At 70.5% G+C, this 24,514-nt stretch carries 17 protein-coding genes and 3 pseudogenes; 4 read left to right on the forward strand and 16 right to left on the reverse strand.

What is annotated here, in order from left to right; genetic code table 11:
- Positions 1–168: 168 nt before the first annotated feature.
- The 9 genes and pseudogenes from ACFVGO_RS11405 to ACFVGO_RS11445 form a co-directional block, all read right to left on the reverse strand.
- Positions 169–285: a DUF3050 domain-containing protein gene (locus tag ACFVGO_RS11405; RefSeq protein ID WP_359899023.1), complete on the reverse strand. Its 117-nt coding sequence runs from the start codon at positions 283–285 to the stop codon at positions 169–171.
- Positions 286–291: 6 nt separating this feature from the next.
- On the reverse strand, positions 292–951 hold the full coding sequence (locus ACFVGO_RS11410; RefSeq protein ID WP_359898952.1) for a response regulator transcription factor: 660 nt from the start codon (positions 949–951) through the stop codon (positions 292–294).
- Positions 948–2,156 (reverse strand): sensor histidine kinase, encoded by a 1,209-nt coding sequence (locus tag ACFVGO_RS11415; RefSeq protein WP_380350767.1) that lies wholly within the window; start codon positions 2,154–2,156, stop codon positions 948–950. Before ACFVGO_RS11415 ends, ACFVGO_RS11410 begins: the two co-directional genes overlap by 4 nt.
- Positions 2,156–2,989 (reverse strand): CPBP family intramembrane glutamic endopeptidase, encoded by an 834-nt coding sequence (locus ACFVGO_RS11420; RefSeq protein ID WP_380631425.1) that lies wholly within the window; start codon positions 2,987–2,989, stop codon positions 2,156–2,158. Before ACFVGO_RS11420 ends, ACFVGO_RS11415 begins: the two co-directional genes overlap by 1 nt.
- Positions 2,990–3,150: 161 nt before the next feature.
- Positions 3,151–3,285: pseudogene (locus ACFVGO_RS11425) on the reverse strand (family 1 glycosylhydrolase); the annotation flags it as partial.
- A gap of 86 nt (positions 3,286–3,371) precedes the next feature.
- A pseudogene (locus ACFVGO_RS11430) lies at positions 3,372–3,509 on the reverse strand (DUF2399 domain-containing protein); the annotation flags it as partial.
- Complete coding sequence (locus ACFVGO_RS11435) at positions 3,506–5,281, reverse strand: sodium:proton exchanger (protein ID WP_359898946.1); 1,776 nt, start codon at positions 5,279–5,281, stop codon at positions 3,506–3,508. The gene ACFVGO_RS11435 and the pseudogene ACFVGO_RS11430, both read right to left, overlap by 4 nt.
- 384 nt (positions 5,282–5,665) lie before the next feature.
- Complete coding sequence (locus ACFVGO_RS11440; RefSeq protein ID WP_359898944.1) at positions 5,666–6,586, reverse strand: aldose 1-epimerase family protein; 921 nt, start codon at positions 6,584–6,586, stop codon at positions 5,666–5,668.
- 405 nt (positions 6,587–6,991) lie between these two features.
- A complete protein-coding gene (locus ACFVGO_RS11445) occupies positions 6,992–7,933 on the reverse strand; it encodes a DUF389 domain-containing protein (RefSeq protein WP_359898942.1) in 942 nt (313 codons plus the stop codon).
- Between the two features lie 320 nt (positions 7,934–8,253).
- Here ACFVGO_RS11445 and ACFVGO_RS11450 point away from each other — a divergent pair, with 320 nt between their 5' ends.
- From ACFVGO_RS11450 to ACFVGO_RS11460, 3 genes are read left to right on the forward strand one after another with little or no spacing between them, the layout of a single operon-like run.
- The gene (locus ACFVGO_RS11450) at positions 8,254–10,074 is read left to right on the forward strand and encodes a glycoside hydrolase family 15 protein (RefSeq protein WP_380631426.1); all 1,821 of its coding nucleotides are present in this window, start codon (positions 8,254–8,256) and stop codon (positions 10,072–10,074) included.
- Between the two features lie 6 nt (positions 10,075–10,080).
- Positions 10,081–11,028 carry a cyclase family protein gene (locus ACFVGO_RS11455; protein WP_380631427.1) on the forward strand — a complete coding sequence of 316 codons (948 nt, stop codon included), beginning with the start codon at positions 10,081–10,083 and terminating at the stop codon, positions 11,026–11,028.
- Between the two features lie 31 nt (positions 11,029–11,059).
- The gene (locus tag ACFVGO_RS11460) at positions 11,060–12,640 is read left to right on the forward strand and encodes a GMC oxidoreductase (RefSeq protein WP_380631428.1); all 1,581 of its coding nucleotides are present in this window, start codon (positions 11,060–11,062) and stop codon (positions 12,638–12,640) included.
- Between the two features lie 53 nt (positions 12,641–12,693).
- On the opposite strand, the gene ACFVGO_RS11465 is transcribed toward ACFVGO_RS11460, so the two are convergent.
- From ACFVGO_RS11465 to ACFVGO_RS11480, 4 genes are read right to left on the reverse strand one after another with little or no spacing between them, the layout of a single operon-like run.
- Positions 12,694–13,737: a cytochrome d ubiquinol oxidase subunit II gene (locus ACFVGO_RS11465; protein WP_380350719.1), complete on the reverse strand. Its 1,044-nt coding sequence runs from the start codon at positions 13,735–13,737 to the stop codon at positions 12,694–12,696.
- Positions 13,734–15,215, reverse strand: a complete 1,482-nt coding sequence (locus tag ACFVGO_RS11470; RefSeq protein WP_380631429.1) for a cytochrome ubiquinol oxidase subunit I — start codon at positions 15,213–15,215, stop codon at positions 13,734–13,736. Before ACFVGO_RS11470 ends, ACFVGO_RS11465 begins: the two co-directional genes overlap by 4 nt.
- Positions 15,216–15,250: 35 nt before the next feature.
- Entirely contained in the window at positions 15,251–16,243 is a 993-nt protein-coding gene (locus tag ACFVGO_RS11475) for an NAD(P)/FAD-dependent oxidoreductase (RefSeq protein ID WP_380350715.1), read from the reverse strand.
- Between the two features lie 7 nt (positions 16,244–16,250).
- Positions 16,251–17,090, reverse strand: coding sequence for an SDR family oxidoreductase (locus ACFVGO_RS11480; RefSeq protein WP_359898928.1), 840 nt, complete (start codon positions 17,088–17,090; stop codon positions 16,251–16,253).
- A gap of 315 nt (positions 17,091–17,405) precedes the next feature.
- Here ACFVGO_RS11480 and ACFVGO_RS11485 point away from each other — a divergent pair, with 315 nt between their 5' ends.
- Entirely contained in the window at positions 17,406–18,758 is a 1,353-nt protein-coding gene (locus tag ACFVGO_RS11485) for a chloride channel protein (protein WP_380350713.1), read from the forward strand.
- 278 nt (positions 18,759–19,036) lie between these two features.
- Here the strand turns inward: ACFVGO_RS11485 and ACFVGO_RS11490 are convergent, their stop codons facing one another.
- The 3 genes and pseudogenes from ACFVGO_RS11490 to ACFVGO_RS11500 all read right to left on the reverse strand — a co-directional run bounded on the left by ACFVGO_RS11490 (position 19,037) and on the right by ACFVGO_RS11500 (position 24,500).
- Positions 19,037–19,186 (reverse strand): family 1 glycosylhydrolase, encoded by a 150-nt coding sequence (locus ACFVGO_RS11490; RefSeq protein WP_380631430.1) that lies wholly within the window; start codon positions 19,184–19,186, stop codon positions 19,037–19,039.
- 29 nt (positions 19,187–19,215) lie between these two features.
- Positions 19,216–20,406, reverse strand: a pseudogene (locus ACFVGO_RS11495) (TIGR02679 family protein); the annotation flags it as partial.
- Complete coding sequence (locus ACFVGO_RS11500) at positions 20,403–24,500, reverse strand: TIGR02680 family protein (protein ID WP_359898922.1); 4,098 nt, start codon at positions 24,498–24,500, stop codon at positions 20,403–20,405. The gene ACFVGO_RS11500 and the pseudogene ACFVGO_RS11495, both read right to left, overlap by 4 nt.
- Positions 24,501–24,514 lie beyond the last annotated feature (14 nt).

A 24,514-nucleotide genomic window follows, 5' to 3' on the forward strand; every position in this document is an offset into this window, starting at 1 on the left:
CACCTTCACAACCCCCGCAAACACCACCACCAACAACCCCCCCCCCCCCCCCCATCCTTCCACCCCCACAAGCCCCCGCCCCCCCCTGGCCCGGTCGGCCGGTCGGCCGGTCGGCCGGTCGGCCGACCGACCGACCGACCGGGGCACTGTTGTCGAACAACGCCTCAACTACGGCTCCACGCAGGTCGGTTGCCGCTGCGGGCACTTGAGCAGTGACACGAAGTCCCGGACCGCGACGACGTGGTGCTCGTGGAAGGTCCGGACCCGCTCGACCGGGGACGGAATGCCCGGTCAGGTGACCAGGCCGTGGCGGTAGGCATGGACGACGGCCTGGACCCGGTCACGGAGTTGAAGTTTGGTGAGGATGCGGGAGACGAAGGTCTTGACGGTCTCCTGGCTGATGACGAGGGTTGCGGCGATCTCGCGGTTGGAGAGGCCGTCGGCGATGAGGCGGAGAACTTCCAGTTCGCGAGGTGTGAGCGGGATGTCTCGGTGGGTCTTCTCGGCGGGGCGGATGCGGGCGGCGTAGCGCCCGACGAGGCGGCGTGTCACGTCGGGGTCGAGGAGGGCCGCTCCGGTGGCCACGGTCCGGATGCCGTGGAGCAGTCGGTCCGGAGGGGCGTCCTTGAGGAGGAAGCCGCTGGCGCCGACGCGCAGTGCCTCGTAGACGTATTCGTCCAGGTTGAACGTGGTCACCACGAGGACCTTGGCGGGGTGGGGCACTCCGACGCCGGCCAGCAGGCGGGTGGCTTCGAGGCCGTCGAGGACCGGCATGCGGATGTCCATCACGACGACGTCGGGTCGCACCTTGCGGGCGAGGTCGACCCCGGTCCGTCCGTCTCCGCACTCGCCCGCCACCTCCATGTCGGGCTGGGCGCCAATGATGGTGACCAGGCCGGTGCGGACCAGCATCTGGTCGTCGCAGACCAGGACCCGGATCGGTGCGCTCACGAGGTGCCGTCGGCGGGGATGCGCGCCCGGACGGTGAAGCCGCCGTCCGGGCCGCGGCCGGCGCTGAAGTCGCCGCCCAGAACGTCGACGCGCTCGCGCAGGCCCGCCAGGCCCCGTCCGCTGCCGGAGGCGACGGCGGTGGCGGTGGCGGCGGGTGAGCCGGTTCCGTCCGTGCTGACCTCCACGGTGATCTCCCTCTCGCAGCGCTGAACCCGCACGGAAGTGCGGCTGCCGTGAGCGTACTTGAGGGCGTTGGTCAGTGCTTCCTGCACCACCCGGTAGGCGACGAGGTCGGCGCTGCCGGTCGAGGCGGGCGCTGTGCCCCGCTCGGTGAAGTCCACGGGCTGTCCGGCCCGGCGGGTCTGCTCGACGAGCGTGAGGACCCTGCCGACGGCCGGTGTCCTGGCCTGCGCGGCCTCCGCCGGGCCGACGCCGTGGTCGGTGCCGTGGTCGGTGCCGTGACCGGGGTTGAGCAGGTCCAGCAGGTGACGCAGGTCGGTGAGGGCGCGGCGGCCGGTGTCGCTGACAGCGGTCAGGGACTGCTCCAGCCGCTCGGGTGCGGCGGTCAGGTAGCGGGCGGCCTCGGCCTGGACGACCATCGCGGTCACGTGGTGGGTCACCACGTCGTGCAACTCGCGGGCGATGCGGCCGCGTTCGGCAGTTCGGGTCTCGGCAGCCACACGCTCGCGGCGTGCGGCCTCCGCGGCCCGCGCGGAACGCAGCCACGCCCCGGCTCCCCAGGCCAGGGCGAGCGCCAGGTAGAACGTCACGAACCCCGTCGCCGTCTCGCCGCCCGAACCGAGCCGGGCGAGCGCGATCGCCAGCGGCACGTACGCCACGGACAGCAGGACCACGGTGGTGCGCCGGCGCCGCTCCAGATGGAAGCCGGCACTGATCAGCGCGACGGGCAGGGCGGTGCCGGCGGCCGAGTGGTAGCCGCACAACTGGTCAAGGGCGAAGCCGCACGCCACCAGCGCGAGACAGCTGACCGGCCACCGCCGGCGCACCACGAGGGAGAGGCATTCGAGCGCGAGGGCCACCACGGCCAGCGCGTCGAAGGGGCGGGTCGGCAGATCCCCGACCTGCGTCCCGTGGCCGCTCAGACCCGGCAGGAACGACGCGACCAGGAACAGTGTCCCGAGAGGGAGGTCGCGGAGGGTGACGTCGAGCCGGCGCCACACCTGACCGGCCCCCTGAAGGCTCATCACCGGGCGAGTGCAGCCGGGGCGTCGACGCGCTCGGCACGCCGGCGGGGGACGATGTGGCCGCGCCGACGGGCCAGCCACAGGAAGACGACTGTGAGCAGCGCGCCGAACAGCGTCGCGTGCGCGCTGGCCTCCGGGCCGAACTCGCCGCCGGTGATCAGCTTGGCCCCCGACGTCGAGGCGTCCAGCAGTCCGTGCGTGTCGCCGTTGCCCGAGACCTCGGTGCCGAAGATGCCGGACTCCGCGAAGTTCCAGCCGAAGTGCAGGCCGATCGGCAGCCACAGGGAGCGGGTGGCGGCGTACGCGGCGGCGAGCATGCCGCCGGCCTCGATGGCGATGGCGACGCCGCCCAGCAGGGTGGCGTCCTTGTTGAGCAGGTGGGACGCACCGAACACGGTGCCGGACAGGGCCAGCGCGAGGTACGTTCCGAGGCCGCGCTCCACGAGCCGGAAGAGCAGGCCGCGGAACATCAGCTCCTCCGTGACGGCGGCGCCCGCCATGAAGCCGACCAGCCCGATCGCCCCGGTCGGCGAGCCGAGGCCGTGCACCTCGTAGTCCCCGAGGAAGTAGATGTTCGCGATGACGGATCCGAACATCGCGACCCCGATCACCAGCCCCCGCAGGAGCGCCCCGGGCGCTCCCCCGCGGGCCAGTTCCGTGACCGGGCGCCGCTCGGTGCGCCCCACGACCCATCGGTAGACGAGCACCGAGAGCACGACCGTCAAGCTGCCCACGAGGAGCGAGAGCCACGGGTTGTCCTGGACCGCGGCGGCACTTTGGCCGCAGACCGCACCGACCAGGATCACGGCCAGGACCTGCCACACCGGTTTCATGACGACTCCTTCTTCGGTTCCGTTTCCGGTTCCCAGTCCGGTCCGCGACCGAGGCGCCGCGGCTGAACTGAACGTTAGGGAGACGGTGATCAGGAGTCGTCACCTCACAGGGGACACCTGCGCGTAGCTCTCACGGGGGACAGAACCCCGATTCCGGTCCGCTACCGCGCCGCGAGCTTCGCCCGGTGGGCGGCGATCAGGTCGCGGTACCAGGCGTACGAGGCCTTCGGCGTGCGCCGCTGCGTCGCGAAGTCGACGTGGACGATGCCGAAGCGCTGGTGGTAGCCCTCGGCCCATCGAACAAGCTGCCGTTCCATCCGTGACGGTACTCTGCCAAGCCGTCGAGGAGAAGGTCGGCAACCACCTCCTCGACCGCGATGCGGATGCCCTCGCCGTCGAAGTCGCCGTGGTAGCGCAGGAATGCGCCGTCGTCGGAGAGTCGGCGCAGCAGGTCGATCACGGCGGTGTTGGGCCAGCCGGAGATGCAGACCAGTGGCGGGCAATGCCGGCCGAAGCTCAGATCCGTTCCGCACGGCCGGCGGGGGCCGGGCCAAGGATCACGACGGTGTCTCCCGTCTGCGGAGACGGGATGTCGTGTTCGGTGACCGGAACCAGGCGGCCGTCGGTGCGCACCACGAACAGGGCGTCGTGCCCTGCCGGCGTCGCGCCGTTCACCGGTTGCGCCACGACGTCGGCCCCGGCACCGTACCGGCGCATCAGCCGAGGCCTGGTGAGCCCGGCACCGAACAGGATGTCACCGCCCAGGAACGGGGCGACGACGCCGTGGCTGGCTGCCGGAGGCCCGATCCGGTAGACCGGTCCTTCCACGCTTCCCCGCAGGACCACCGACGCCAGTGCGTTGAAGTCGTCCTCGGCAGTGAGAAGCAGTACCACGGTGATGCCCTCCAGCTCGGCGCCTTCCCCGGTGGCTGCCGCCAGCAGTTCTCCGGGTGCCAGCTCGAGTCCGGCTTGTTCGATGCGCTCACGCTGTTCTTCGAGACCGGCCCAGAGCAGCACCTGAAGACCAGCGGCTTTCAGGGCCAGGCCCAGGTCGACCACCCAGGGCTCACCGCCCACCAGCAGCGGCCGGGAACGGCCCGAGCGCACGACCCCCAGGCGTCGGGCGACGAGCGTCGCGGTCAGCCCGTAGAGCGTCACCGTGGCGACGATGACCACGAAGGTAGCCGGGAGGATCTTCGAGGCGCCGACGATCCCCTTGTTGACGAGGCCGGCCGAGAAGGTCGAGGCGGTTGATGCCGCGATGATGCCGCGCGGCGCCATCCAGCCGAGGAAGGCACGCTCCCTGCGGGGAATGTCAGTGCCGAGCGTGGACACCAGAGCCACCAGCGGCCTGGCGACGGCAACCAGGACGGCCGAAAGGCTCAGCGCGGGGAGCAGTACGTGCCGCAGCGACTGCGGTGTCACGGTGGCCGAGATGGAGACGAAGAGCACCCCGAGGATCAGGGTGACCAGTGTCTCGAAGAACGGCCGACGCACTGGGAAGTCGAAGCGTCGCAGGTTGGTGACAGCCAGGCCCATCACGACTGCGGCGATCAGCCCGGTGTCTTCGCGGAGCACGTCGCAGACCGCCGCCACGCCGATCACCACGGCGAGCTGCGCGGCGGTGCCGAGCACCTCGCCCAGCCGCAGTCCCTGCACCAGCGCCCACAGCAGGACCGCTCCGACGGCCCCACCGGCCAGGCCGACGCCCACGCTCCCCAGGAAGTGTGCCGCCCCGCTCCCGAACCGACCCCTGGTACTGGCGTCGACCGCGTGGAAGACGAGCGCGCCCAGGATCGCACCCACCGGATCGATCAGCGAGCCCTCCCAGACCAGGAGGTGCCGCAGCCGGTCCGTCGGGCGGACGAAGCTGAGCAGCGGTCCCACGACAGTCGGCCCCGAGACCACCAGGATGGCCCCGAGCATCACGGCCGCTCCGTAGTCCAGGCCGAGCAGCGGTTTCGACACGAGCGTGCCGATCGCCCAGGTGAGAAGCACCCCGATCCAGATCAGCCGGATGACGACGCGGCGCATGTGCCCCTGCAACTTCGCCAGGTCGAGCCCGAGACCGGCGTCGTAGAGGATCACCGCCACGGCGAGCGACACCAGAGGCGAGAAGGCTGCGCCGAGCAGTCGCTGGGGATCGACGTCGCTGGTCAGCGCGCCTGCGGTGAAGCCGACGGGCAGCAGGACGATCAGGGCGGGGACGTGCAGTCGGCTGGCCAGGATCTGCGAGCCGACGGCGAGCACCAGGATCAGGCTCGTCCCGATGAGGATCTGGTTCGTCGTCATGTCATTGCTCCGGCAGGCCAGTTCACCGGAGGGGCTGGTAGCGGCTCTTGCCGGCCGGCCAGCGGCCGAGCAGCGGCGTCAGGGTGACGATCGCCCGGTCCTCGTGTTCCGCCCACCAGGTGCGCATCGGCGCGAGTCCGGCTCCCCCCGAAGCGGACGCGAACGTCGTCGGAAGCTCCATCACGAACGGGGCGGCGTGCCTCGGGTGGACAGGAGGACGGCTCCGAGTACCACAGCCAGGCGCGCGATCCACGCGAGCAGGACGGCAAGCCCGTTGCGTACGCCGTTCCGCGCCTGGAGGATCAGGATGAACGCGGCGATCGGCACCGGTTCCGGAGTGATCGCCAGGCCGATGAGGACGAGGTCGAGGAACCATGGCCTCGGTCACTTCCCCCATGGCGAGATGCCCCATCTGACGGTGTGCCGCTCGCCCGGTCCGAGGGCGACGATCGACGCACCGTTGCGGAGGGCGTCCGGCGGACAGGACATCGGTTCAATGGCGACCGCGCGACGACGTTCCCCCTCCGGCAGGGTGTCGCCGGTGTACACCTGCAGGAAGTCCGCCCCCTCGCCGAGCCAGACATCCGTACCGTGTTCCCCCGACGGGTGGGCCAGGCGTACCACGGCACGACCACGGGCGTCCCGGTCGAGATCGCCGAACGGGGTGTCCAGGTGCTGGGCGCCGATCGCCCTCGGTGTGCGGAAGTCGTACGGCGTGCCCGCGACCGGTTCGACGGCCACGGGCAGGCCCAGGTCATCGGTGCGGACCCAACTCCGCGCCGGAACGGTCAGCACCGCGTCGTCGACCGTGGCCGTGCCGACGGTGAGGTAGGGATGCTGGCCCACCCCGTACGGTGCGACGCTCGCGCCCTGGTTCAGAGCGGTCACGGCCACCTCGAGGCCCTCGTCGCCCAGGACGTACTCGGCTCGGACCCGCAGGTGGAAGGGATAGCCCGGCTGCGGCCACAGCGTGACTTCCAGCACGGCTCGGCTGTCCGCCTCCTCCAGCACCTGCCACGAGGTCCAGCGGAGCAGACCGTGGATCGCGTTGCCGTTCACCGGCTCGGTCAGCGGCAGTTGCAGGTCCTGTCCGTGCCATCGGTAGCGGCCGCCCCTGACCCGGTTCGGCCACGGCACCAGGAGTTGGCCGCGTCCTCCCGTGATCCGGTCGTCGGCAGCGAAGCCGTCGAGCACCGGACGTCCGCCGGTCGCGTAGTCCCGAAGGGCACCGCCCAGTTCGACGATGACCACGGACTGACTCCCATGACGCAACGTCAGCTGCCGTCCGGTCCGGCTCTCGCGCACGCGGCCTCCTCGCACTGCCCGAGGGTGGGCACAACCCACGAACCCGGGCGCCGTGGCGGCCCGACAGGTGCAGGCCCCTCGATCGGCAGGGTGCGGGCGCGCAGGGTCCAAATCAAGCGAGACACGATCCCACCTCCGGAAGAGCTCGGTGGGTTCGCCCTTTGAGACGATTCCTGGCGCGGTGGGCGTCCTCATCAACCGTCCGGTGAAGCTCTCGATGAGATCCCCGCTCCCCGACAGCCCGAGCCGTTCGGCCAGCATGGCCCCCAACGTGCTCTTGCCTGACCCGGAAACGCCCAGAACCACGAGGTTCGTCGTCCGGCGCGGTGATTCCGCGCTTCGTTGCCATGCCACGATCCTCGGACCACTCTTGGGCTGTCGCCTCCCGCAGTGCCGCCGTGGGTGTCAACGGCTGTTTCGAAGGCTGATCTGCCGCCAGATCGCTCGTTGGAACCTGAGTGTGAGGACACCCACCGCGATCAGCACGACGATGTTGAGCAGAAGCTGCAGCAGTGAGCCACGCGCCTCGCTCCAGCTCGCGAAGGCACAGGACACGCCGATGTCAGCGGCCGCCGGGACCGTGGTGACCGAGATGAACACGCCGAGCAGGGCGCTCGTCCTGGCCTGGGTCAGCGACATGATCCCGACCATGCCGGCGAGCACTGCGACGGCCAAGGAGAAGAAGTTCGGCGTGTTGATCAGGTCGGAGACCGGCCTGACACCCAGCGTGAACGCCTTCGGCTGAATTCCCAGACCCCGGACCAGTAACGAGAACAGGAGCGTGAAGGCCACGGCCAGCGAGAAGCCGACGAGCAGCGCAAACAGCCCTTGCCGAATCCGCGGCCCGTTCCTCCGGTCTATGCCCAGAGCCACGCTGGTGATGGCGCCGTACTCGGGCCCCACGACCATTGCCGCGACGATCAGGATCTGGGAGTTGGTGAGGATTCCCACCGAGCCGATGATTCCAGCGATGATCAGATAGACGTAGAAGCTCGGCAGATAGGTCCCCTCGGCCCGGATACGCGCCTCGACCGCCTCCCACACCGGTGCATGCGCGAGCGCCCCGAGCTGGTGTGTCTCCGCCTCCTCCGCGAGTCCGGAGAACGCCATGTCGACCGACTCGATCACGACCGAGCCACGCCGGTCGACGTCCAGCTCACGGAGGTTGCGCAGGACCTCGTTCGCCGCACCTGCCAGCACGTCGCACTCGATGGCGTCGCCGTCCGGGTGACGTGCCGTACCCGCGAGCACGACCAGGTTGAAGACGTAACGGTCGCCGGTCAGCATGTCGACCGTCTCGTCGGTGACGTCCGGCGGAGTCACCAGCCGGAGATGGACCATCTCCATGTAGCCCCTCCGCAGCCGGGGAAGTCCAGTGGCGGCGCGTGCGTACCGCCCGAGGCCAGTACCGCCGGGGGGACGATCGTCGGCAAGTCGAGCGGCCCGGCCGGTACCGCTTCCGGGCGGTCTGGGCCGCGGCCTGTCCCGGTCCTGCCCGCCGACGCCGGGCAGGCACGTGGCTGCTCCGCCTGGAGTACCAGGCGGGCAGACGCGCCCTTCCTGGTCACAGCGGATTCCGGGAGTCGTCGGCACCTGTCGTGGAGCGCGTGCGCGCGGCTGGTCGGATAGTGGAACGCAGGGGGTCCTCCCGAGATTGCGGAGACACCATGGACCGCTACCCGCCTATAGCCGACCACGGCCTGGTGGGCGACCTGCAGACCGCCGCGCTGGTCTCGTCGCAAGGGGTCGTCGACTGGTTCGCAGCTCCTCGCTTCGACTCGCCCAGCATCTTCGCCGCCCTGCTCGACCACGACCGGGGCGGCTACTTCCTCTTCGCACCGGAAGAGACGGAGGTCACGTACAAGCAGCTCTACTACCCCGACACGGCCGTCCTGGTGACCCGGTTCATGTCCCCCGACGGGGTCGGCGAGGTCGTCGACTGCATGCCGCCCGACCGGACGGGCAAGCCCACCGACCGGCACACGCTGATTCGCGTCGTGCGCGCGGTGCGGGGCACCGTGCGGTTCGTCCTGGACTGCCGACCGCGGTTCGACTACGGCCGCGCCACTCACGTACTCGATCTCCAGGGCGAGACCGCGGTGTTCCGTGCCCCGGAACTTGCCGGATACCTGCAGAGCACCTTCCCCGTGGAACGCAACGGGGACGACGTGCGCGGAGAGGTCACGCTGAACGCCGGGCAGCTGGCGGGTGCCGCCTTCACGGTCTGCGGCCCGGACGGGGCCCCGCCCGCGCCGATCACCGTGGAGGAGCTCAACGACCAGCTCTTCGACATCGGCAACTTCTGGCAGGGCTGGCTGCGCACCTCCACCTACCGCGGCCGATGGCCGAACATGGTGAACCGCTCCGCCATCACGCTCAAACTGCTCACCTACCACCCCACGGGCGCCCCGGTCGCCGCGGCGACCATGGGCCTTCCCGAGCAGGTCGGCGGCGAGCGCAACTGGGACTACCGCTACACCTGGGTCCGTGACGGCTCACTGTCCGTCCGAGCACTGCTCGACCTCGGATTCGTCGAGGAGGCCACCCGGTTCACCCACTGGCTGCGCGATCGCTTGGCCGAACGAGCGAGCTCCGACGGCGAGCGTCTGCAGATCATGTACCGGGTCGACGGCGATCCCGACATCCCCGAAGTGATCCTCGACCACTTCGAGGGCTACCGCGGCTCGGCCCCGGTCCGGGCCGGCAACGCCGCCATGGACCAGCTGCAGCTCGACATCTACGGCGAGGCGCTCTACGCCCTGGCCGAGGGCGGCACGGTGGGCCAACAGACGGGCTATCACGGGTGGAAGGCGCTCGCCGCCACCCTGGACTGGCTCGCCGACTCCTGGGACCGTCCCGACGAGGGCATCTGGGAGACCCGTGGCGGACGCAAGGACTTCACCTACAGCCGGGTGATGTGCTGGGCCGCCTTCGACGTCGGGCTGCGTCTGGCCACCGAGTTCAGCAGGCCCGCCGACCTCGCGCGCTGGACCACCGCCCGCAACGCCATCCTCGAGCAGGTGATGACCCGCGGGTGGAGCGACAAGGAGCAGGCTCTCGTCCAGCACTACGACGGGGACGTCCTGGACGCGTCCTTGCTGCTCATCCCCCGGGTCCGCTTCCTCGCTCCCAAGGGCCCGGGCTGGCTGTCCACGCTGGACGCCATCGACCACAAACTCGTCTCCGACAGCCTCGTCTACCGCTACGACCCGGCCGCCTCACCGGACGGTCTGCGAGGCTCCGAGGGCACGTTCAGCCTCTGCACCTTCCTCTACGTCGATGCGATGGCCCGGGCCGGCCGGACCGAGCAGGGGCGCTACGCCTTCGAGAAGATGCAGACCTACGCCAACCACGTCGGTCTCTTCGCCGAGGAGGTCGGGCCGCGCGGGGAGCAACTGGGCAACTTCCCACAGGCGTTCACCCACCTCTCGCTGATCATGGCCGCCACCACCCTCGACGAAGCACTCGACCGCGAACAGACCCGCTGAGCATCCATGACGACGCACACAGGATCCGACGGCCCACCACCGCTGAGTTCGGCCGAGTTCCGCGCGCTCTACCAGCGCGTGCGACGCGAGGCCTTGCGGGACACCGCCGACCGCGGCGCACTGGACACCCTCGCACCGACGCAGGTGCTGGCAGCTGCCGGTGAGGTCCGATCAGGTCGCACCGTCACGCTCGCCGCCGTCATGGAAACCCGGGTGCGCCCCGGCAATCCCGAGCCGTGCGAGCACCAGATGACCGGCGTCGTCGACGGCAACATCGAGGCGAACGGCCTGCAGTTCGCTGCGGACCGCTTCGCCATGAACGTGCACGGCGACGCCGACAGCCACATCGACGCCCTGTGTCACGTCGTCTACGACGGCACACTGCACAACGGCGTGGCCGCGAGCAGCCTGACCGTGACCGGGGCGACGAAGCTGTCCATCGACGTGGCGCGGGACGGAATCGTCGGCCGCGGCGTGCTGCTCGACATCCCCCGTCTGCGCGGCGTGCCGTGGCTCGAACCCGGCGACCACGTGACCGGAGAGGAACTGGCCGCCGCCGAGACCGCGCAGCATCTGCGGGTCACTCGAGGGGACCTGCTCTTCGTGCGGGTCGGCCATCGCCGCCGTCACCGCGAACTCGGGCCGTGGAACGCGACCAAGGCTCGCGCCGGGCTTCACCCCACCGCGATGGAGTTCCTGGCGGACCGGCAGGTCGCGGTGCTCGGCAGCGACGGCAACAACGACACCGCTCCCGGCACCACGGAGGGTGTGGCCTTCCCGGTGCACGTTCTCGGCATCCACGCCATGGGACTGCACCTGCTGGACTACCTGCAGTTCGAGGATCTGGTGCCGATCTGCGAGGAGCAGGACCGCTGGTCGTTCCTCTGCGTGATCGCCCCGCTCCGGCTTCCCGGCGCCACCGGATCACCCGTCAATCCCATCGCGATCCTGTGACGTGCGAACACTTCGAGAACGGGAGCCCATCGTGGCCGACACCCAACACTACGACGTCATCATCATCGGCACCGGCGCGGGTGGCGGCACGCTCGCCCACCGGCTGGCGCCCTCCGGCAAGCGGGTGCTGATCCTGGAGCGCGGGGACTACCTGCCTCGCGAGATCGACAACTGGGACTCCACCAAGGTGTTCGTGCAGGGCAAGTACCTGGCGCAGGAGACCTGGTACGACCGGCACGGCCACGAGTTCACCCCGGAGGTCAACTACTACGTCGGTGGCAACACCAAGTTCTACGGCGCCGCGCTCTTCCGGCTGCGCCCCCAGGACTTCGGCGAGCTGCGCCACCACGACGGCATCTCGCCCGCCTGGCCCATCCGCTACGAGGACCTGGAGCCCTACTACACCCAGGCCGAGCACCTCTACCTGGTGCACGGCAAGCACGGCGAGGACCCCACGGAGGGTCCGGCCGGCGCGCCGTACGCCTACCCTCCGGTGGAGCACGAGCCGCGCATCCAGCAGCTCAGCGACGACCTGGAGAAGCAGGGGCTGCATCCCTTCCATCTGCCGATCGGCGTGAACCTCACGCAGAAGGAGAACGGGCGGGCGACCCATGACAGCGTCTGCATCCGCTGCAACCGGGTCGACGGCTTCCCCTGCCTGGTGAACGGCAAGGCCGATGCCCAGGTGGTCTGCGTCGATCCAGCGCTGAAGCACGACAACGTCTCGATGATCACGGGCGCCGATGTGCGCCGCCTGGAGACCGATCCGACCGGACGCACCGTCACCGGCGTGGTCGTGGAACTCGCGGACGGCTCGGCGACGGAGTTCAGCGCCGACATCGTGGTCGTCGCCTGCGGAGCAGTGAACTCCGCCGCCCTGCTCCTGCGTTCGGCCGACGACCGGCACCCGAACGGGCTGGCCAACAGCTCGGACGTGGTGGGACGGCACTACATGCGGCACAACAACCTGGCCCTGATGGCGATCTCGAAGGAACCCAACCCCACCCAGTTCCAGAAGACCCTGGCGCTCAACGACTGGTACCTCGGCTCGGACGACTTCGACTACCCGCTCGGCGGCATCCAGATGCTCGGCAAGTCGGACGCCGAGCAGATCCACGGTGAGGCGCCGCGGTGGGCCGGCAAGTTCTCGCCGAACATGCCGTTCGAGGTACTCGCGCACCATGCGGTCGACTTCTGGCTGTGCGGTGAGGACCTGCCGCTGCCCGACAGCCGCGTCACCCTCGACGGCGACGGGAACGTCCACCTGTCGATCGACGAGAAGAACAACACGACCGGGCTGAGGAAGCTGCAGCACAAGCTGCAGGGCATGCTCGGGCAGCTGGGCATGCACGAGCACCGCCTGCTCGACCACAGCATCTACCTGCACAAGGGAATGCCGATCGGGGCCACCGCCCACCAGGCCGGCACCGTGAGGTTCGGCGACGACCCGAGAAGCTCGGCCCTGGACGTCAACTGCAAAGCGCACGACCTGGACAACCTCTACGTCGTCGACACCGCCTTCTTCCCGAGCATCGGCGCGGTGAACCCGTCACTGACCGCCATCGCCAACGCCCTGCGGGTCGGCGACCATCTGATCGACCGGCTGCGCTGAACGCCCTCAGGTCCGCACAGGACAGCGGCCGAACCGGAGGGGGCCCGGTCGGGCTAGGGGTTGTCGCCCGGTGCCTGAGCCCCTCGCGTATCGGAGTCGGTGAGGGGCTCCAGGTCGCCGAGCGTGTCGAGACGGTAGAGCAGGACGAGGGCCGGCCCGACCAGCACGACCGCGATCACCGTGACGATCGCCAACCAGCGCAACGTGTGGGCGGCTCCCGCGGCCTGTGCCACCGTCAACGATGTGGGCAGCAGGTACGGGCGCTGGGCGAGGCCCCAGGCGGCCACGGTCAGAGCGACGCCGGCCACCGAGGTGTAGCGGCACCAGCGGTACTCCCGCCGCGCGAGCAGCAGTGCGGTGAGGGCGGCGGCGAGGGCGGCGAGGATCACGAGCGCCAACCCGGCTCCATGGGTAAGGCCGTGCCAGACGTACTCGGCGTCGTGGTGGGTGACGGGGATGCCAATGACCGCCAGCACCACGATGGCTGCGAGGCTGCAGAGCGCTCGGAACCGGAAGTACCGGACCAGGTCGTCGGCTCCGAAGCGGCGCGCGTCCGCGGTGAGGAAGACGGCGCCGAGGTACGCGGTGGCCGCGACGGTGAGCAGCCCGGCGACGATGGACGTGGGATTGGCCCAGGCGTCGGAGGAGGCCGTGGCCCCGGGCGCGACCCGGCCGGAGGCGATGCCACCGATGACCACGCCGAAGAAGAACGGGGTGAGCAGTGAGGAGACCGCGAAGACCGCGCCGTAGATCCGCCGTCCGGCCAGGCTCCGGGTCGGCTTGCGCAGGGCGAAGCCTGCGCCGCGCAGGACCAGGCCGATGGCGGCCAGGGCCAGCGGCAGCCACATGGCACCGAACACGGCCTGGAACATCGTGGGGAAGCCGGTCCACATGATGATGAAGACGAAGATCAGCCAGACGTTGTTGGCCTCCCAGACGGGTGCCATGGCATGGTCGATCAGCCAGCGGGGCCGCTCGCCGCGCTCGGCTCCCCCGGCCAGCAGATCCCAGAACCCGGCGCCGTAGTCGGTGCCCCCGGCGCAGGCGTAGGCGGCGACTGCCAGCACCAGGACCCAGGAGATCGCGTCGGCCATCATGACGCACCACCAGGTGACTGCGGCGTACCGGGATCCGGCGCGGCTCCGGTGGTTGCCATGGTCCCTTCCCTTGGGCCGTACGGAGTGCCGGCCTCCGGACCGAGCGCGCCGGCCTGCCCGGCCGGGCTCTCGTCGGCGATCCGCCAGCGGGTGCGCATCTTCAGCAGCACGGCGAGGAAGGCACCGAAAATGAGCACATACACGGCCACCACGATGCCGAACATCGTCCACAGTGAACTCACGCGGGTGGCGGTGACCGCGTCGGAGACCCGCATGTTGAAGTAGACGATCCAGGGTTGGCGGCCGACCTCGGTGGTGATCCAGCCGCACTCCACGGTCAGCAGACTGGCGGCCCCGGCGACGGCAGCGCAGCGGAAGAACCACCGGGATCGGGGGAGATCACGGCGGCGCCACCAGCACCACGCATACCAGAGGGCGAGCAGGATCAGCAGGCTGCCGATGGTCGCCATGATGTCGAAGGCCCAGTGGACGATGGTCGCCTGGGTGGCGGTGGGGCGGTCGTCGGCGGCCACCGAGGTCAGGCCGGTGACCTGAGTGCTGGGCTTGAATCCGGCCAGGATGGAGTCGAGTTGGGGGATCTTGATGCCGCCGGAGATCGTTCCGTCCTCGTTGAGGCGCCCGAACAGGTACTCCGGCACGTGGGTGTCGGTGTTCCAGACGATCTCGGCGGCGGCGAACTTGACCGGCTGCTTGTGGAAGACCTGCCGGGCGAGATTGTCGCCCAGGAAGAACTGGACCGGCGTGAGGATCGCGGCGACGGTGAACGGCACGGTGAAGCCGAGCCTGTGGTACCGGTCGCGGCGTCCGCGCAGCCAGCCGACCGCGTAGACCCCGGCGACCACGTAGCCGGCGGTCAGGAACATCGCCACCGCGAAGTGCCAGTACTGCGGGCCGAAGATCGGTGTGAAGATCGCCTGCCGCACCGTGACATCGACCGGGTTGCCCTGGGCGTCGAGAGTGAAGCCCTGCGGGGTGTTCATCCAGGAGTTCGCCGCGATGATGCCGAAGGCTCCCAGCAGCGCGGCCAGCGGCAGCGGCGTGCCGAGCCAGAAGTGCGTCCAGGGCCTGAGCCTGCGCCAGCCGTACAGGTAGATCGCGATGAGGACGGCTTCAAGGAAGAACGCCCAGGCCTCGACGCCGAATCCGAGACCGAACACGTCCCCCCAGCGGCCCATCATCCTCGGCCACAGCAGTCCGAACTCGAAGGAGAGGACAGTACCGGTGACGATCCCGATGGCGAACTGCACGGCCATCACCGCCGACCAGCGCCGGGCCAGCTTCAGGGCCACGACGTCACCCTTGCGCAGCCCGCGATAGTGCATCAGGAGCGTGATGAAAGGCAGCGCGACACCGAACGGGACCAGGAGGATGTGGGAGCCCAGGGTGAAGGCCATCAGCTCGCGCGCGGGCAACGTCTGGGGTGGGGTGTTCGCGAGAAGAAGTGTGGTGCTGTGCATGTGTGCCTCGATGGCTCGATCCGTGTGGCGCTGGGTCAGTGAGCCGGCGGGGCCGGGTCGGTCGGGGCGCGGGTTCCGGCGGAGGTGAAAGCGCGCTCGCGGCGGGACCCGGAGGCGAACACGATCAACCAGGTGAGCAGCGCTCCGATCCTGCTGCGGAAGCCGGTGAGGAAGGCGATGTGGATGAACAACCAGGCCAGCCAGCCCGTGACCCCTGACACGTTCAGCCGTCCGACCTTGACGACCGCCCGGCCCCGGGAGATGTAGGCGGCGCTGCCGAGGTCCAGGTATCTGAAGGGCTTCGGCTGTTTGGTCCGGCCTTCCACGGCGCGGCGGATCGCGCGGCCCGTACAGGCACCCGATTGCATCGCGACCTCGGCCAGGCCCGGCAGCCTGTTCAGACTCATCAGGTCGCCCACCACGCGGATCTCCGGGTGGCCGGCGATCGTGAGGTCGGGCTCGACGAGGATCCGGCCGGCCCGGTCCTGCTGGGCGCCGGTCGCCCGGGCCAGCACCCCGGCGAGCGGTGGCGCCTCCATGCCCGCCGTCCACAGCACGGTGCGCGCGTCGATCCGGGTGATCGCGCCGGCACGGTCACGCGCCGTCAGGCCGCGCTCGTCCACGCCGATGACCATCGCTCCCATGTGGAGCTCGACCCCGAGGCCCTTCAGTGTCCCGGCCGCGCGGCGGGCCAGGGTCGGCCCGAACGCGGCCAGCACGGAGTCGGCCCCCTCGAGGAGCAGCACCCGCGCCTGCCCGGGCTCGATCGTGCGGAACTGCCTTTCGAGCGTGTGGCCTGCGATCTCGCGGATCTGCCCGGCGAGTTCGACTCCGGTCGGCCCGGCCCCGACGAGCGCGAAGGTGAGCCACGCCTGCCGCTCCCGGGCGTCCGTGGCCGACTCAGTCCGGGCGCAGCGGTCGACGAGGGTCACGGCGACGGGCGACCGGCGCAGCGCCCGGGCGGCGAACAACCCGGCGAATCCCCCGCCGAGGATCACCACTCGGCGGGGCGTGATGTGGTCCTCCATCGCGGTGTCAGCCGCCGGTTGCGAAGCCGGGGAAGAGCGTCATTCCGCCGTCCACGTAGAGCGTCGTGCCCACCACGTAGTCGAGCAGGTCGGAGGCCACTGCCACGACGGCGTTGGCGATGTCCTCCGGGTCACCGACGCGGCGATAGGGGATCAGCCGGAGGAGGTCGGCCTCGGCCTCGGGGGTGTCCCAGGCGTCCTTGTTGATGGGGGTGCGGATGGCGCCGGGGGCGACCGCGTTCACCCGGATCTTCTTGGGCGCCAGCTCTTGGGCGAGCGTCTGCATCATCATGCCGACGCCGCCCTTGGAGGAGGCGTAGTTCACGTGCCCCGACCAGGGAATGATCTGGTGGACCGAGCTCATGCAGATGATCTTTCCGGCGGCGCGGGACACCTCCGGGACGACGCCACGCCGCAGGAACTCCTTGGCCGCCTCCCGGGCGCAGAGGAACTGGCCGGTGAGGTTGACGTCGATGACCTTGTTCCACTGGGCCAGTGTCATCTCCGTGACGGGAGCGTCCCGCTGCAGGCCCGCGTTGGCGACCATGATGTCGATGGTGCCGAGCTCGTCGACCATGCCCGAGACCATCTGGACGACCTGCTCCTCGTCGGACACGTCGGCCTCGTGCGCGTAGGCACGGACCCCGAAAGCCTCGATCTCCGCGACCACCTTCTCGGCCTCGTCCGCGCCGACAACGTAGTTGACGACGACGTCCGCGCCGGCCCGGCCGAGAGCAATCGCCGTGGCCTTGCCGATGCCGGAGTTGGCACCGGTCACCAGGGCCTTCTGCCCGGCCAGGAGCTGCGAGTGGATCACCCCGCGATTCTCACCGACACTGCCTGCCACGACTTCTCCTTCGGATCTGTGGGCGGCCCGGCGGGCAGTGACGGACCGCCCGCCCCGGTGCCCATGCTCTTCCAGGCTCCACACTTCTCGGCGAGAGAAGCACCATCAGGCACGACGAGCCCGAAGCGCCACGCAGTGCTCACCCGTTCGGTAGTGAGCGCCACGCAATCGGACTAGAAAGCGCCGCACGATCCGGAGATGTCGGCTCGAATGACCCTTGACGGTCCCGACTTCAGCAAAGCGTGGAGGAATCGGACCTTCTGCTGTCAGCATCGACCGAGTCGGCACAGTAGGTGGTGTCGGGAAAGCGACTTGATGTCACCGGACGAGCCCACGGGCGATCCTGCGGCGGCGCCGCCCGCCGACCCATTCGGCCCCCTGCGGACCAAGGGCTACCTGGCGCTCCTGGTCATCTCGGCCGTCCTCGGCGTGCTCCTGTCAGCGGGCGCGTACGGCTTCCTCCAGGCCGTCGACCAGCTCCAGAAGGCGCTCTACACCGATCTGCCGAACGGACTGGGATTCCACGGGGCACCGCCCTGGTGGCCGCTGCCCCTGATGGGGCTGGCAGGACTTCTGGTGGCACTGACCGTCCAGTACCTGCCCGGCAACGGCGGCCACCAGCCGGCCGAGGGGCTCAAGACCGCAGGCGTCCCTGCGGCCGCCGAACTGCCCGGGATCCTTCTCGCAGCGCTGGCGTCGCTGGGTTTCGGCGCGGTGATCGGGCCCGAGGCGCCCCTGATCGCGCTCGGCGGAGGCCTGGCCGTGTACGTCGTCCGGCTGCTCAAGCCGGGCGTCGATGCCAGGGCCCAGGCCGTGGTCGGCGCCGCGGGAAGCTTCGCGGCCATCAGCGCCCTGCTGGGCTCGCCCCTGCTCGGAGCGTTCCTGCTGATGGAGGCGTCAGGACTCGGCGGCCCGGTGCTGGGGATCGTACTGCTGCCCGGTCTGCTGGCCTCCGGAGTCGGGTATCTCGTCTTCATCGGGCTCGGCGCCTGGACCGGGGTCGGGGCTGGCACGCTGACGATTCCCAGCCTTCCCGCAGTGAGCCATCCGAACGTCGCCCAGTTCGGCTGGGCTCTCGCCATCGGGGTGGCGGCGGCGTTCGCCGGCACGGGAGTCCGGTGCCTCGCGCTCTTCCTCCAGCCGCGCGTCAACCACAGACGGTTGCTGCTCACACCGGTGGCCGGCCTCGCCGTGGCAGGGCTCGCCATCGCGTACGCCGAGGGCGTGGGGAAGCCGCCATCCGACGTCCTGTTCTCCGGTCAGTCCGCGCTGCCCCAACTGCTGCTCCACAGTACGAGTTACTCGGTGGGAGCACTGACACTGCTAATCGTGTGCAAGTGGCTCGCCTACGGTGTGTCATTGGCGGCATTCCGGGGAGGACCGATCTTCCCAGCGCTGTTCCTGGGTGCCACGGCAGGGATCGCGCTCTCCCACCTGCCCGGGCTGCCCGTCATCTCCTCCGCCGCCATGGGCATGGGCGCGATGTCGGTCGCCATGCTCAGGCTGCCGATGACCTCCGTACTACTGGCGACCCTGCTGCTGGGGTCCGACGGCGTCACCGCCATGCCGCTGGTGATCGTGGCGGTCGTGGTCTGCCATGTCACGTCGTCCAGGCTCGCCCAGCCGGAAACGTCACGACCGGTGTCCGGGACCCCGCACGCTTCCTGATGTCGTTGTCCAGCCGTCTCGGTCACCGGGGGTGAGAAGACGTGCTGGAGCCTGCGGTGGTAGACGCTCGGCCGGTGGAGGTTGCCCCCGTTCAGTCAGGTCAAACCAACCGTGCCTGATCGAGCCGCGGGCTGAACCACTGGCGAAGACCGCCCGACCCGTCGAACACCCTGTCATCCTCCCCGAGTGCGGTGTGCAGCCATGGGTTTGCGTTTCACGAAGCCCCGCCGGACCTGCTCGATCCTGACGGTTGCCACGTCCAACCCGGAGCCCAACTATCAACCGTGCCCGGATCGGTGGGCGGCGATCAGGTCGAGGCACCAGGCGTAGGAGGCCTTCGGCGTGCGCTGCTGCGTCGCGAAGTCGACGTGGACGATGCCGAAGCGCTGGTGGTAGCCCTCGGCCCGTCGAACAGCCTGTCGTTCCATCCGTGACGGTACTCTGCCAAGTCGTCGAGGAGAAGGTCGGCGACCACCTCCTCGACCACTGCGCTGCGCAGTTCGGCGATGGAGTCGACGAGCGCCCGGTCCCACGGGGCGGGCGTGAGGCGCCCCGGATCGGGGCCCCGGGGAACCCGGGACACGGCGGCCCGGTAGTCGTCGGCCGCCATCCGCCAGGGGACGGCTCCGGCCTTGGCCATGACGTGAGCCGCGATGCGGATGCCCTCGCCGTCGAAGTCGCCGTGGTAGCGCAGGGAGGCGCCGTCGTCGGCGAGTCGGCGCAGCAGGTGGATCACGGCGGTGTTGGGCCAGCCGGAGGTGCAGACCAGTGGCGGGCAGTGCCGGCCGAAGCGCCGTAGGGCGAGGGCGAGCACACTGGGGTTCTCGGTGACGTGCACCGGTCCTGCGGGACCGGTGAACTCGCCGGGTGAGCGCAGCTGGGCGAGGGTGAGGCTGATGGGGTGACCGGACGCGGCGCAGATCCGGGAGACCCCGGCGACCGGGCCTGCTCCCTCGGGGCGGAGGCCGACGGCGAGCACGGTGGCCGACAGTTCGTCGTCGGCGACGCCGGCTCGGCTCCAGAGCGAACGTCGCCCCTCGGCGGCATCCGGCATGTCGGTGCCGTACAGCACCGCCAGTGCACGCAGGACGAGGGAGGACAGCCGAGTCCCGTCGTCGAGGGCGTGCGAGTCACCGAGGAGGCGAGCGGCGAACACAGGCAGTGGCTCGCCATCGGCCGGGAGTGCGGCCAGGACGGCCAGCGCGGCGGTCAGGAGGCCCCTGGTCCGGTCGGGAGAGCCGTCGACGAGGCCATTGGCGCGTAGATGGCCGACCCATTCGAGAAGAACGGGCTGGGCGGTGACCACCTCGTGCCCTGCCAACCAGCCCCACAGGGCGTCGCGCTGACCGGTCCTGCGCTCACGCTCGGCGGCCCGGTCGTCGATCGGGCCGATGATCGCGGCCACCGCCTCCCGGACCGGCCGACCGCAGGCGTCCACCACAGCGGCTTCCAGTACCGCGAGGGGGATCGTCGGTTCGGCACCGGGGAGCCGGTCCAGTCCGAGGAGGTCGGCCAGGGCCTCCCGGCCGGCTTCGTCGAGCGGCCCCGACCGCACCCGGCTGACGGGGCGGCCGGTCGACAGGCGATCGTGGACGGCCGACCAGAGGGGCCTGAGTTCGGGGACGTCGAGAGGATGGCGGCCTGTCATGCCGATCCCTCCGGGCCGGCTTCGTCGGGCAGCAGGTCGGCACCCGTCCAGGTGAACCGGACGCTGGTGACGGCATCGTCGCCGTCGCCTCCGGTGATCAGCTGGTGGACGGCGATCCCGGAGAGCTCCCGGTAGGTGCACCACTCGTGGTCGGAGGTGAGCACCAGGTCGAGGTCGAGCGCCGCGAGGAGGGCGAAGACCTGCCCTCGGTTGACGGTGTCGACGCCGACGAAGACCTCGTCGAGCAGGATCAGCCGCGGGGACTCCGGCACCGCCTCGTAGTGGGCGGCCACCGCGGCGAAGAGCGGCAGGTGGAGTGCGATGGCCTTCTCGCCGCCCGACAGCGCGCCGTGGAGCTTCTTGGTGAGCAGCTGCCACCCGGCGCCGTTGGCGCGGTCCAGCTTGACGACGAACTGGTGCCAGGCCGTGTAGTCGAGGACCTCCGCGAGCTGCTCTTCCCAAGTCGCCGCCGTGTTGCGGGTCTTGGCCTCCTCGATACGGCCCCGGAAGAAGGCGTGCAGGGCCTCGCGGTCGGCTTCGGTGATCCGGGCCGGGTCCTTGAGCAGCAGTTCACGGGCTGTCCGGGTGCCGGCGGGCAGGTCGGGGTGGATCTGCCACACCAGACGGACCGCCACCCGTGAGGCGGTGCGGACCCGTTCGAGGTGGCCGTTCATCCGCTCGACGAGTTCACCGGCCTGGCGGATCCGGGAAGCGAGGTGGCGGCGGGTGTCGCCGGTGAGGGTTCGGTCGAAGAGGCTCCGTTCGGCGGCGGTGATGTCGTCCTGGCTGCGGTCACGGTCGCCGGTGAGGATGGCGAGGAGGCTGGTCGCGCCGACACGGATGCCGTCGACGGTGGCGGTGAGGACGTGGATGTCCTCCTCGGCTTCGAATTCGAGGTCGGCACGGCTGCTGAGGCTCTGGCGGGCTCGGTGGACGGCCTCGGAGAGGCGGTTCAGGGAGTCGCCGAGGTTCCTGGTGCCGTGCGGCAGGTTGGGCCATGTCGCGGCGGTCTCGCGTGCCGCTTCGAGGGTCGCGCGAGTGCCGTCCACGGAGGTGAGGACGAGGTCGAGGCCCGCGTCCTCGGGGAATCCGAGGACGCACAGGCGCCGGAAGCCGTGGGCGGCCTCGTTCCGGACCAGCACAGCCTCATCACGCCGGGCCGCGTCCTGGGCCGTCGTGGCGCCCAGCGCGCCGATCCGGCCTTCGAGGGCGAGGAGCGACCGGTTGCCGGTGTCGATCTCGTGGCGGGTCCGGTCGAGCATCGTTCGGAAGTGGCTGATCCGGGCGGCCACTTGGCGGTAGTCCTCGCCGACGGTGCTCTCGACGGCCAGGAGCGCGGATCGGAGCCCGCGGGCGGCGGCCTCGGCGTCCTCGGCCTCGCCCAGGCTCTCGGCTGCCGTACCCCGGGACGCCTCGGCGTGGCTGCGGGCGATGTCCCAGGCCTGCTGGGCGGCCGTCCAGGCCAGGTGCGCATCGAGCCAGACGTCTGCCTGCTCGCGCAGCGCGTCGATCGCCGTGGCGGTCGCGTCCAGGGCGGCCCGTTCGGTCGGCAGGGCGTGCTCGGCCGAGGCGACGGCGAGTACGCGCAGCGCGTCCGCAACCACCTCCTCCTGCCTCGCCAAGCGTTCGACGGCCTCGCGAACGGTATCCTCGCGGGCACCCACCTCGGACTCGGACCGTTCCCAGACCCGCTTGGCCTGTTCCACCTCCCGGTGGTGCGGCCGGCAGCGGAGGTCGGCACCGAGCCGCGTCCGGCGGTCGGCAACGGCGCGCAGCCGCGTCTCGAAGCCGGTGACGCTGGTCTCGACCTCGGCCAGTTCGGCGGCGAGGTCCGCGATCCGTCGCTGCCTGGCGCGTTCCCGGGCCGCGGCGCCGATGTGGCTGGACTCCTCCTTGGTCCAGGAGCCGACCACCGTCGCCAGCCGCCAGCTTCCGTCGGCCGCCACGGCGGCAGGGTGGCCCGCCGGGAGCGTGGGGCCGTAGGCGATGCCGGCCAGCAGCCTCTGTACCCGGCCGGACGGCACCGGGCCGTCGGGTTCCGGAGCGAGGACGTCGAGCAGCGAGGGACCCGGTGCGGGAAGGGCCGATGCCGGGTCGGCCAGGGTGTCGTGTCCGGAGACGACGAGGCCTCCGTCGGGGGTCATCCAGGCGTCGAGCAGGCCGGCCGCTTCCAGAGCCGCTTCGATACCTGCCTGGTCGGCAGGCGGCACGTCCGGCCGGAACACCAGCAGTCGCCACAGTGGCGCGCCCGGCAGGACCGACCGGTCGGCCGTGCGGGTCCGTGGCGGCACCGGCGGGAGATCCGCCGCGGCCGCGGTGCGCTCCAGTTCCCCGACGACCAGGTCACGCCGGGCGCGGGCGTTGTCCCGGCCGGCGCGGGCAGTCGTCTCGTCCACGGTGATGGAGCTCTCCACGGCCCGGGCGGCGGCTTCGACCAGCGCGAGGACGTCGGTCTCGACGGCGGCGCGGGAGGCGATCTCCTCGACGTCATCTATCAACAGCTCGGTGCAGTCGGCCGTTGCCCACCGGCGCAGCCGGTCGGCGTGGGCATCGACGGCCGTCTCGTAGGCGTGGGCGTTCGCCTCGCGCTTCGCAGTCGCGTCGGCCAGCCGTTCGCGCGCCGTGTCGAGGTGCTGCTCCGCCGCCGTCCGGCCCGCGAGGGAACGCTCGTGACACTCGACGGCGGTGCGGACCTCGGCGATCTGGCCGTGCCGCGAGACGACCGCGCCGCGCAGCAGGCGGCGTGCCGTGCGCCCTTGCTCCTGCGCGTCCCCGGACGGCCCCGGTGCGGCGCCTAGCAACGTCTGCACCTCGGTGCAGACGGACTCCATGGCTGCTCGCCGTGCCGCGCCGCGCGTCTCCTCCCTGGCCACGCGGGTGTGTTCAGCCCGTTGCTCAGAGCGCAGCCGTGCCTCGTCGGCACGCCCGGCGTCCTCGTCGGCCGCCTGAACCTTCCGGTCAGCGGCGGCGCGGGCACGGGCGGCGGCTCCCGCGGCCTGGTCGGTCCTGCGACGGAGCTGATCGAGTTCCTGCCCCTGTCGGTAGGCCTCGGAGTCGAGCAGCCCCTCGACGGTGCCCTCGATCTCCTGTCGCCGGTGTTCGAGCTCCTCCCGCGCCCTTCTGTCCTCATCGCGCCGGCGCAGGGCGTCGGCGTGCTCCTCCTCGCTCTCCCTGGCGATGCGGGTGAGATTGTCCATCTCGGTCGTCGCGGAAATGAGCGCCGCCGCCCCCGCGCGCAGGACGCGCTGGGCGTAGCCGCGTTGCTGGGTCGCGACGGCGGTGGCCGCGGCCACCTCGTCGTCCAGGGCCTTCAGGTGCTCACGCTGGCGGTCGAGGCGTTCGAAGCCCTCGGCCAGTTCGGTGATCTCGCCCTGGCCGAGCGGGGGCAGGGCCCGCGAGAGCAGGGAGGACAGCAGCGACGGATCCAGGCGCTCCGAGAGCTTGGGGGTGCGGAGCTGGAGCAGCGCGGTGATCAGGGCGTCGTAGCGCTGCTCGCTCAGCCCGGAAAAGAGCCTGCTCCGGACCGTGTTGCGGTAGTCGGTCGGTGATCCGTGCAGCTCGCCCCGGCCTTGCAGCGCTTCGGCCAGCGCGGCACGGGTGAGCGGCTGGCCCGCGTCGTTGAGCAGGGAGAGACCGCCTGGGCGGTCGATCCGCGCGCCGGTGGTGAAGTAGTCGACGGTGACACCGGTGGTGTGCACGCTGGCCTGGAGTCTGGCGCCGCAGGTGAACCAGCCGGAACCGCTGTCGTCTTCTCCGTCGTCGCGGACGAACTCCAGCCACACGTACCCGACGCGGGTCTTGCCCGAGGCGCCCTCGCCCATCAGATTCCAGTGCATGGTGCGCTCGGATCCACCGAAGGTGGACAGCCGGTTGGGTCGCAGGCTGGCGTCGAGCAGGAAGGGCAGGAGCACCTCCAGCGCCTTCGACTTGCCGGTGCCGTTCTGTCCCCGCAGGAGCAGTCGGCCCTCGTGGAAGGTGAAGACCTCGTCGTAGTAGCGCCAGACATTGAGGATGCCGGCCCTGGAGGGCTGCCACCGCGTTGCTGCGGCCGCCGTCGGGAACGCGGAGGGCTGCGGGAACTGTGTCACGGTCATCGGCTTTCTTCCCT

This window comes from Kitasatospora sp. NPDC057738, assembly GCF_042798815.1.
Classification (GTDB): Bacteria; Actinomycetota; Actinomycetes; order Streptomycetales; family Streptomycetaceae; genus Kitasatospora; species Kitasatospora lactacystinica.

What these genes read in the sequence shown, in the direction of transcription:
- ACFVGO_RS11415 (WP_380350767.1), bottom strand. Translation starts at nt 2,156, where the DNA reads ATGAGCCTTCAGGGGGCCGGTCAGGTGTGGCGCCGGCTCGACGTCACC.
- ACFVGO_RS11420 (WP_380631425.1), bottom strand. Translation starts at nt 2,989, where the DNA reads ATGAAACCGGTGTGGCAGGTCCTGGCCGTGATCCTGGTCGGTGCGGTC.
- ACFVGO_RS11435 (WP_359898946.1), bottom strand. Translation starts at nt 5,281, where the DNA reads ATGACGACGAACCAGATCCTCATCGGGACGAGCCTGATCCTGGTGCTC.
- ACFVGO_RS11445 (WP_359898942.1), bottom strand. Translation starts at nt 7,933, where the DNA reads ATGGAGATGGTCCATCTCCGGCTGGTGACTCCGCCGGACGTCACCGAC.
- ACFVGO_RS11450 (WP_380631426.1), top strand. Translation starts at nt 8,254, where the DNA reads ATGGACCGCTACCCGCCTATAGCCGACCACGGCCTGGTGGGCGACCTG.
- ACFVGO_RS11455 (WP_380631427.1), top strand. Translation starts at nt 10,081, where the DNA reads ATGACGACGCACACAGGATCCGACGGCCCACCACCGCTGAGTTCGGCC.
- ACFVGO_RS11465 (WP_380350719.1), bottom strand. Translation starts at nt 13,737, where the DNA reads ATGATGGCCGACGCGATCTCCTGGGTCCTGGTGCTGGCAGTCGCCGCC.
- ACFVGO_RS11470 (WP_380631429.1), bottom strand. Translation starts at nt 15,215, where the DNA reads ATGCACAGCACCACACTTCTTCTCGCGAACACCCCACCCCAGACGTTG.
- ACFVGO_RS11475 (WP_380350715.1), bottom strand. Translation starts at nt 16,243, where the DNA reads ATGGAGGACCACATCACGCCCCGCCGAGTGGTGATCCTCGGCGGGGGA.
- ACFVGO_RS11485 (WP_380350713.1), top strand. Translation starts at nt 17,406, where the DNA reads ATGTCACCGGACGAGCCCACGGGCGATCCTGCGGCGGCGCCGCCCGCC.
- ACFVGO_RS11490 (WP_380631430.1), bottom strand. Translation starts at nt 19,186, where the DNA reads ATGGAACGACAGGCTGTTCGACGGGCCGAGGGCTACCACCAGCGCTTC.
- ACFVGO_RS11500 (WP_359898922.1), bottom strand. Translation starts at nt 24,500, where the DNA reads ATGACCGTGACACAGTTCCCGCAGCCCTCCGCGTTCCCGACGGCGGCC.